At 44.9% G+C, this 9,572-nt stretch carries 7 protein-coding genes; all 7 read left to right on the top strand.

Features of this window, described 5'->3' with window-relative positions; all coding sequences use genetic code 11:
* A partial coding sequence (map, locus tag DN068_RS03570) for a type I methionyl aminopeptidase (protein WP_110997522.1) occupies positions 1–758 on the top strand: 758 nt, incomplete at its 5' end.
* A 141-nt stretch (positions 759–899) separates the two neighbouring features.
* Entirely contained in the window at positions 900–2,204 is a 1,305-nt protein-coding gene (locus tag DN068_RS03565; protein ID WP_110997521.1) for an SWIM zinc finger family protein, read from the top strand.
* An 11-nt stretch (positions 2,205–2,215) separates the two neighbouring features.
* Positions 2,216–3,733 (top strand): DUF5691 domain-containing protein, encoded by a 1,518-nt coding sequence (locus DN068_RS03560; protein WP_110997520.1) that lies wholly within the window; start codon positions 2,216–2,218, stop codon positions 3,731–3,733.
* Positions 3,734–3,739: 6 nt separating this feature from the next.
* The gene (locus DN068_RS03555; RefSeq protein ID WP_110997519.1) at positions 3,740–4,819 is read left to right on the top strand and encodes an ATP-binding protein; all 1,080 of its coding nucleotides are present in this window, start codon (positions 3,740–3,742) and stop codon (positions 4,817–4,819) included.
* A 133-nt stretch (positions 4,820–4,952) separates the two neighbouring features.
* Complete coding sequence (locus tag DN068_RS03550) at positions 4,953–5,312, top strand: four helix bundle protein (RefSeq protein WP_110997518.1); 360 nt, start codon at positions 4,953–4,955, stop codon at positions 5,310–5,312.
* A 135-nt stretch (positions 5,313–5,447) separates the two neighbouring features.
* Positions 5,448–7,697: a DUF5682 family protein gene (locus tag DN068_RS03545; protein WP_110997517.1), complete on the top strand. Its 2,250-nt coding sequence runs from the start codon at positions 5,448–5,450 to the stop codon at positions 7,695–7,697.
* Between the two features lie 11 nt (positions 7,698–7,708).
* On the top strand, positions 7,709–8,848 hold the full coding sequence (locus DN068_RS03540) for a VWA domain-containing protein (protein WP_243630078.1): 1,140 nt from the start codon (positions 7,709–7,711) through the stop codon (positions 8,846–8,848).
* Positions 8,849–9,572: the final 724 nt, after the last annotated feature.

The raw sequence follows: 9,572 nt of genomic DNA, 5'->3' as shown, positions 1-9,572 counted from the left end.
TCACAAAAGAATCGGAATTACTGGGAATGCAAAAAGCGAGTGAAGCTGTTGCCATTACCTTGAAAGAAATGATCGATTATGCACAGCCTGGCATGAGCACGAAAGAGCTCGATGAATTTGGCGCGCAGGTGTTGTCTCGTTTCGGTGCAAAATCAGCGCCATTTCTCACATATAAATTTCCAGGCTGGACTTGCATCAGTGTCGATAATGAATTTTGTCATGGCATTCCGAAGAAAAGCCGCATTCTAAAAGAAGGTGATCTGATCAATGTTGATGTATCTGCGGAATTGGGCGGGTTCTGGGCGGATAACGGCTGTTCTTTTGTTGTAGGACAAGATCTGAATCATCATCAGAAATTGGTAAACGCCTCCAAAGAAATTCTGCGAAAAGCTATCAGCAATATTAAAGGCGGTGTGAAGATTGCCGACATCGGTCATCTGATGGAAACCGAAGCGAAGAAACATGGCTATAAAGTGATTAAAAACCTCGGCGGACACGGCATTGGTCGCGGGCTGCATGAAGACCCTGAGGAATTAATGAACTATAAGAATCGTTTAGATCATCGCCGATTCAAAAAGAATTCGGTCGTAGCTATTGAAACGTTTATTTCCACGACATCTACATATGCAGTTGATACCAGGGACGGCTGGACAATGGTAGGCAACAAAGGCGGCTATATGGCGCAGCATGAGCATACGATTGTGGTGACGGATGGCGCGCCGATTGTGTTGACGGAGATGAATGGGATTTTTAATTAAGCGTTTCTCTTTTCTTTTGCCGGGAGTGGTAAGTACATTAGTTGCAGTTACAATATTTCAGCAATTAATATATCGCACTATTAGGGTGTTGGTGGTCTATTGGTGCAGAATATTCCTACATTCACTCCCAAATTTTTCTCCTTGAACTTAACCGAAGAACAGATATTAAACCTTGCGCCCGATGAGTCTTCCAGGAAAGCTGGAAAAGCTTTGGCTGGAACGGCGAATTGGGTGAGCGTTGGCGCGAATGAAAGAGCGCTTTGGGGTGAATGCAAGGGTAGTGGTAGCAAGCCGTACCAGACGCAGGTGGATCTTTCTACGGTTTCTTTTAAATGTTCCTGCCCTTCGCGGAAATTTCCTTGTAAACATGGTTTGGGTTTGATGTTGCTTTATGTCAAAGAGCCTTCCTTTTTTACAGAGAATGCGATGCCAGACTGGGTAGCAGAATGGATCGATAAGCGGACCGAACGATTGGAAAAACAGGCAGAGAAAAAGGAGAAGGTTGTTGATGAAGCTGCACAAGCCAAAAGGCAATCGGCAAGAGAACAGAAAATAAGCGACGGCATTGAAGAGTTGCTGCTCTGGATGAAAGATATCATCCGGCATGGTATGTTGACCGTTCCTGAAAAAGGTCATCTGTTGTTTGCGAATATGTCGCGACGAATGATTGATGCGCAGGCGCCTGGTTTAGCGCGGATGGTCGCGATGGCGGGTAATATTAATTTCTTCGAAGATGGCTGGCAGCAGCAATTGCTCGATCAGCTGGCGCGTATTTATCTCGTTGCTTCGGGGTTCAAAAATCAAGATAAGATTGAAAGTCCTTTAAAACAGGATATCAGAACATTTATTGGTTTTCCGCAAAGTCAGGACAGTCTCGCGGAAGAGCCCGTCGTAAAAGATCATTGGTTGGTGCTAGCGAAAGAAGTGATTGAAGAAGACACGGTCACCACAGAACGCTTCTGGTTGTATGGCATGCAAACAGGTAAGTACGCGCTTGTGTTGCAATTCCTGATTCGTGGTCAGGGCGGACAATTGACATTGATGCCCGGTACATATATTGATGGCGAATTGATTTTTTATCCGTCGATATTACCGCAGCGTGCTACCGTTAAGAATTATTCTGTTGCGGGAAACGCTGCAATGTCGAAGTTTTTCACGAATTGGTCTGATGTTTTGACGGCCCAGGCAAAAGCGTATAGTTTGTTGCCATTTAAAAATCCGGCAGCTTATGTCGTTGAAAATATCAGGCCTGTTTTACTAAATGAAACATGGCATTTACAAGATGAAGAACAACGTGTGATGCCCATAAAGAAAGGATTTGATAAGCTATGGTCCTTATTGGCATTGAGCGGTGGCAACGCAGTAGCAATGTCTGTGGTAGGCCTGGAGAAAGAATTTGAACCTATGGGTGTCTGGATTGATGGCATTTATAAAGTACTATCCTAAAGGAATACAAAATGCATTTTGACGATCATATCATACAAGTTGCTTTGCTCGGCACCGACAAGCAACAATTGAACCTAAATGAGGCCGACGATGCATTACAGCCATCGTTGCGGAAGATAGGCGATAATCCGACGCTCGACAGTGAAGAAATATTTTTGCAAAGTCTGGCGCTTGCATTCAATTATAAGCAAGCAGGAGTAACGGTGCCTGTGAAAGTAGAAGCCGCTATAGAACCGGCACCGGCAGAAGAAAAACAATATTGTTCACCGGCGGCAATGCGAAATCTACGGGATATCCTCGATCTGGAAAGCGGAGCGTTATTGCGTGTGTGGCTGCAATGCTGTGCTGATGCCGATTTCGTGGTGCTGCCAGAATTTATTCCAATTTTATTTGACGAAGCTTCAGTGAATAGAAGCCTGTTGCCGTTGGTTATAAAATGCTGCGGTAAACGTGGTGAATGGTTGATCGGATTTAATAAGGACTGGAAATTTTCCGCAACAGATAATACAGCAGAAATTTGGGAAACCGGATCATCGGAGCAGCGGAAACAAGCATTGATGCAGGTGCGTAAAGCCGATGCTGGGAAGGCTTTGCAAATGCTGGAACAAACATGGACAACTGAAGATGCGCAAACAAAAACAGTTTTGCTCGGTGTGCTGGAAACCAATATCGGGAATGAGGACGTTCGCTTTCTGGAACAGATTCAAAACGAAAAAAGCAAGAAAGTAAACGATCTCGCTATTCATTTACTGAAGCTGATTCCCGCTTCATCCATTGTACAATCATATGTTGACGCGCTGCGGAAAAGTGTTCAGATAAAGAAGGAGAAATCGATGCTGGGGTTGATTTCTAAGAAAGTATTGGATGTTGATGTTTCATCGGTAGACGAATCTGTTTTTGCCACGGGAATTGAAAAGCTCAGCAATATTAAAGACCTCGATGACGCGACTTATATCGCTTGTCAATTGATTCAAAATGTGCCGCCTTCCGCTTTGAAAACTTTATTGGGCGTCGATTATGAAGAGATGGCAAATCTTTTCTGGCAGAAAAAATCATTTCTTTTATTTGCGTTGATTGGGTCGGCGATTAAGTTTAGAGATGTGGTGTGTTTGCAGATTGCATTGCAAAAGGATAATGTCAATTTTTACAAACGTGCCATTACTATTTTGCCGAAGGTGGAAGCTAATAACTACGCGGAGCAATACTTTGCACAGCAAAACGGTATTCAGGGCGCGAACATCAGAACTGAAATAATTGATACGTTCTGCAAGGCTGAAATTGAAATCAGTTCATCGTTTGGTGCGGTGATATGCGAACATCTTGCTTCGGATATGTATCGTTTCAACAGGAAATTTTACAACGATTATATTGATTTGTTTCCCGCAGATTTTCCTGCAATCGCAGAAAAATACACGCCACAGCAGTCCTATGTTCAAAGCCAGTGGGGCAATACAGTCGCTTATACTCAAAAGTTGATGCAGTTGAAAGTATCGACTATTCATCATTTATCTACGAGAAAAAATAATTAGCATACTATGTCAAACGTATTACGGCAACACGCGGAAGAATTGTTTGCACAAGAATTAGAAGAGCTGCAAAAGCAGGACAGCGGCAGACGACCAGCTAACTGGAAACTCACGCCACAGTCGGTGGTGACTTATCTGATGGGCGGAAGTTTAGCTAACGGTTTTGAAGTTTCACCCAAATATATCGGCAACAGAAAGCTGATGGAAATTGCGGTGGCCACGCTTACTACAGATCGTGCGCTATTGTTGTACGGCTTGCCCGGAACGGCAAAAAGCTGGGTCAGTGAACATTTGGCTGCGGCGATCAGTGGCGATAGTACGATGATTGTACAGGGGACAGCTGGTACGGCAGAAGAAGCCATCCGTTATGGTTGGAACTATGCGCGTCTGCTGGCTGAAGGGCCGACGGAGAAAGCGCTGGTAGAAACGCCTGTGATGCGTGCCATGAAAGATGGTAAAGTAGTGCGTATAGAGGAGTTGACCCGTATTGGAGCGGATGTGCAGGATACGTTGATCACGATTTTGAGTGAGAAAGCGCTGCCTGTTCCGGAACTGAATATGGAAGTGCAGGCAGAGAAAGGATTCAATGTGATCGCAACGGCAAATAATCGTGATAAAGGTGTGAATGAGCTGAGCAGTGCATTGAAGCGCCGTTTTAATACGGTAATTCTCCCGGTGCCTGATTCAATTGAAGAGGAAATGGATATTGTAAAACGTCGTGTAGAGAGTTATGAAAAAGTGATGGAGCTACCTGCGGAACCACCGGCATTACAGGAAATCAGAAGGATCGTGACTATTTTCCGAGAGTTGCGTAACGGTGTTACTGTTGATGGAAAAACGAAATTGAAAATTCCTTCAGGAACGTTGAGTACGGCAGAAGCTATTTCTGTTGTAAACAACGGACTGGCGATGGCGGGCTATTTCGGCGATGGCGTTTTGAAAGCGGGTGATCTCGCAGCGGGTATTATCGGCGCAGTTGTCAAAGATCCGGTGCAGGATAAGATTGTATGGCAGGAATACCTGGAGACGGTTGTGAAGGTGCGGGAGGATTGGAAGGATGTGTACAGGGCTTGCAGGGAGCTGCTTTAGTGAGTTGTACGTTTTAAGTGGTACGTTATATGTTGTACTAATAAACTTGAGGTAATAGAATTAGTTGTGGTCCCATTTTGCTCTATGTTTTGAGAAGAAATTCGGACAAAAAACTTAAAACATACCACTTAAAATGCAGAACTACCACGATTTAAAAGTATGGGCTAAAGCACACGTGTTTACACTTCAGGTTTATAACACTGCCAGGCAATTTCCTCAGGAAGAACTTTATGGATTGACCAGTCAGCTCAAAAGAGCAGCGGCATCGGTTCCGGCAAATATTTCTGAAGGTTGTGGCAAAATCAGTCAACGGGAACTGGCTAATTTTTTGAACATTTCATTGGGCTCAGCTAACGAAAGTGAATATTTTCTTTTACTAGCAAAAGATCTTGGGTACATGAACCTCGAGACATTTAATGCTTTAACCGAGAATATCAACGAGATAAAAGCGATGCTTATTTCATTAATTAAAAGTGTTCGTTCTAAGTTATAAGTTGTTGAAGTGATAAGTTGTACGTTTTACGTGATAAGTTGGTACTTGAAAATTCAAAACTTAAAACGCACGCCTTAAAACGTACAACTCTAAAATTGGCAACTTACAACGTACAACTTACAACGTATAACTCAAATGGAAGTACTAGGTATACGACATCATGGACCAGGATCAGCGCGGAATGTGCGGAAATTTCTGGAGGAGATGAAACCGGATATTGTGCTGGTGGAAGGTCCGCCGGATGCGGATGGTATTTTGCAGTGGGTGGGCAAAGAAGAATTGCGGCCGCCTGTAGCGATTTTGGTTTATCAGCCTGATGATCCCAAGCATTCCGTTTTTTATCCGTTTGCAGAATTTTCAGCCGAATGGCAGGCGATTTTATATGCCCGTCAGAACAATATTCCAGTAAGGTTTATGGACCTTCCGGCAATGCATATGCTGGCCATCGAGAAACAAAAACGAGAAGCCCTCAATAAAACGGAAGAACAGTCTGAGGACGATGTTATTTCGTCTATACAATCGGTCACGTCAGGAAAAGACGAAGTATTTGTGCCGAAGAAAGATCCGATCAGCTATATGGCTGAGGCCGCAGGCTTTGACGATGGTGAGCATTGGTGGGAGATGATGTTTGAACAAAGGCGAAATAATGAGGGGATTTTTGAAGCGGTTGGTGAAGCCATGCAGGAATTACGCACTGTTTTTCCGGGTAAGAAAGATAGAAAGGAACAATTGCGCGAAGCGTATATGCGCAAAGTCATCCGCCAGGCGGAGCGTGAAATGTTTACCAATATTGCGGTGATTTGCGGCGCCTGGCATGCACCCGCTTTGAAAAATATGCCGAAGCAAAAAGATGATAATGAGCTGCTGAAAGGATTGCCAAAAGTGAAAACAGAATGTACCTGGGTTCCCTGGACTTACAATCGTTTATCGTTCGAAAGCGGTTATGGCGCAGGTATTCATTCCCCTGGGTGGTATGAGCATCTCTGGAATTATCCGGAAGATGACGGTACTCGCTGGATGAGCAAAGTAGCAGGACTTTTCCGGCAGAAACAAATGGATACTTCTGTTGCGCATGTGATAGAGTCGGTGCGACTCGCAAATGCATTGGCCGCGTTAAGACAGATGCCGCGTGCGGGTTTGCAGGAACTCAATGAAGCGACATGGAGCGTTTTATGCAATGGGGAAGACATGCTGTTGCAACTGATCAGAAACGAACTCATCGTCGGTAACAGGATTGGATCTATACCGGACGATATTCCCAAACCGCCATTGCAGGTAGATATCGAAAGAGCACAAAAAAGATTACGACTTGCTGTTACTGCCGATTTTAAGGAGTATACCTTAGATCTGCGTAAAGAGAATGACCTGGAACGAAGCATTTTTCTGCACCGGTTGCAGATATTGGATATCGACTGGGGGCAGAAAAATCATGTAGGTGGTAAAGGAACTTTTAAAGAATTGTGGCGCTTACAATGGCGGCCGGAGCTTTCTGTTGATATTGTGGAGAAAGGAACCTGGGGCAATACAGTAGAAGAGGCGGCGAGTGCATGGATTATTCAGGAATGTAAAGATGCACAGACGCTGCACCAGGTAGCTGTTTTACTGCAACAGGTGATTCCTGCGGAATTGTCGGATGCAGCTGAATTTGTGGGACAACATATCAATGATATGGCTGCCGCAACCAATGACGTGCTCGAACTTGTAAAAGTAATTCCGGGGCTTGCAGGCATTGTTCGTTACGGCAACGTACGGCAAACTGACGCCGGTATGATTCTTTCTTTGCTCAGCAGCATGATTGCGCGAATCTGCATCGGGTTGCCGGCAGCATGTGTTGGTATTGATGAAGATACTGCTATTTCATTGACCGATGATTGTACACAGATCGAACATAGTATTCAGTTATTAAAACATCAGATGTTTATAGTGCAATGGCAGCAATGTTTGCAGCAGATTGCATATAATCAGCATGCAGCTTCGATGCTCAGGGGATTTGCCGTGCGGCAACTGATGGATTATCGCATTTTACAGGGCGATGAGCTATACAATATTTTTTACAGCAGTCTCAGTAAGGCAGTTGCTCCGGCGGATGCAGGCGCATGGCTGGAAGGTTTTCTGAAAGGCAGCGGTACTATTTTATTGCTCGATGATAATCTCTGGCAGACGGTTAATAACTGGGTGAAACAATTGGATGAAGGCAATTTTACACAGTTGCTGCCATTATTAAGAAGAACATTTGCCGAGTTTTCTCAATCGGAAAGAAGAAGAATCGGTGAAAAAGTAAAATCAGGTACTGTAGGGACTACTGTAAAAGTGAATAAAGATATCGATGTGGAAAGGGCGAGAATGGCTATTCCTGTGGTAATGCAATTATTGGGGTACAACTAAAGCAATGTATGATGAGCGAGGAGCAAGTTTTACGCAAATGGCGTTTGATATTAGGCGGCAATGAAAACGACGGAACTGGTTTTCAGTTGACCGGACTCGATGAAAAAATGGATGACGCGCTGGAGGCATTGTATGATTCAGACCGGAAGGGTGGACTGGGAGCGTCTTCGCCCAATGTGGCGCGTTGGCTGGGTGATATTCGCACGTTTTTTCCTAACACCGTTGTGCAGGTGATGCAGAAAGATGCCTTGAATCGCCTCAACCTTACCCAGATGCTGTTTGAGAAGGAGATGCTGGAAAACATTGAGCCGGATGTACACATGGTGGCAACGCTTATGACGCTTAGCCGTGTGATTCCTGATAAAACAAAAGATACGGCTCGTGCGGTTGTGCGTAAAGTGGTGGATGAGCTGATGCGTAAATTATCGCAACCGACCCAGCAGGCAATTGTGGGCAGTTTAAGCAGAAGTACGCGTAATCTTCGTCCGAAGCATAATGAGATTAACTGGGCAGAGACCATTCGCAGAAATCTGAAACATTACCAACCCAGTTACAAAACCATTATTCCGGAAACCAAGGTCGGTTACGGCAGAAAGCGGTCATCTCTGAAAGACGTTATTCTATGTCTCGATCAAAGTGGCTCGATGGGAGCGTCGGTAGTTTACTCAGGAATATTCGGATCGGTGCTGGCATCAATTCCTGCGGTGAAAACAAAAATGATAGTGTTTGATACGGCTGTTGCTGACCTTACAGAAGAATTGCAGGATCCTGTAGAACTCTTATTCGGCGTACAATTGGGCGGCGGAACAGATATTAATGCGGCGCTGACTTATTGTCAGCAAATCGTTACCAGACCAGACGATACTGTCATGGTGCTGGTTACCGATCTTTATGAAGGCGGCGATCAGTCGGGTATGCGGAAACGCGCTACAGAACTGGTTGCAGCGGGTGTGCAATTGATCGTCTTGCTGGCGCTGAATGATGAAGGCGCACCATCGTATGATCATGGTAATGCGCAATTCTTATCAAACCTCGGTGTACCTGTTTTCGCGTGTACGCCCGATAAATTTCCCGACATGATGGCTGCTGCGTTGAGCAAACAGGATGTGGCACAATGGGCGGCAAAAGAAAATCTGGTGTTGCGAAAGTAGTTTCAATTGAAAATGACAACGGGCAGTGTAAAATCCGCGGTCAAAAAATGCAAATAAGGAGGATTTTCCAGTCATACAACATTCAAATTAGCTTTTTGCAGCCGGCTGATCGCTCCGGTTAAGCAGAGTTGCGACGCTCCGTTCATCGTCGGGAATGCTATTAAGTTCTTTAGCAGCATGATTTACAGACGCCAGTCGGGAGACTGGCAAGTATGCCAGACACGAGTCACCCTTCGGAAGACTCGCGCCAGTAACGTTTCATTCGCGAAATCAGGTTGCAACGTTGTTCTTCCTCGCAACGACCGTGTTTTTGTATAGCTCATGATACATAGCTCGCCCGCATTTGTCCTCCCGATGACGACGAAGGAGGAAGTGGGGATCTGATTTCGCGCTTAATGCTCCCGGAGAGCAAGCACACGCACAGTTGAGCGAAGTCTCCCGACTTCGTTCCGGCGGACGCGGTCTCCTGACCGCAGCAATCCGGTCGGTGGACCGGTTTCCACTACAACAAAGTCAGAGACTTTGCTGAACGGAGTCACGTGTTTTTATTCGCGAAATCAGGTTGCGACGTCGTTCCTCCTCGCAATGATTGCTATGACTTAACGAAATACTTTTTATGCTGCTTTTTGATAGTTATTCACATATTTTCTTTGATTCTTGATGACAGCAACGACCCTTAGCACCATTTTATTCCTGATTGCATTAATTATAGTCAGATCGTGTT

It is taken from the genome of Taibaiella soli (assembly GCF_003236175.1).
Classification (GTDB): Bacteria; Bacteroidota; Bacteroidia; order Chitinophagales; family Chitinophagaceae; genus QKTW01.
Note: the sequence above shows the minus strand (reverse complement) of the source record. Positions and strands in the feature narration are given on the sequence as shown.

Excerpts from the sequence above, each read along its gene's own strand:
- DN068_RS03560 (WP_110997520.1), top strand. The coding sequence starts at position 2,216 with ATGCATTTTGACGATCATATCATACAAGTTGCTTTGCTCGGCACCGAC.
- DN068_RS03555 (WP_110997519.1), top strand. The coding sequence starts at position 3,740 with ATGTCAAACGTATTACGGCAACACGCGGAAGAATTGTTTGCACAAGAA.
- DN068_RS03550 (WP_110997518.1), top strand. The coding sequence starts at position 4,953 with ATGCAGAACTACCACGATTTAAAAGTATGGGCTAAAGCACACGTGTTT.
- DN068_RS03545 (WP_110997517.1), top strand. The coding sequence starts at position 5,448 with ATGGAAGTACTAGGTATACGACATCATGGACCAGGATCAGCGCGGAAT.
- DN068_RS03540 (WP_243630078.1), top strand. The coding sequence starts at position 7,709 with ATGAGCGAGGAGCAAGTTTTACGCAAATGGCGTTTGATATTAGGCGGC.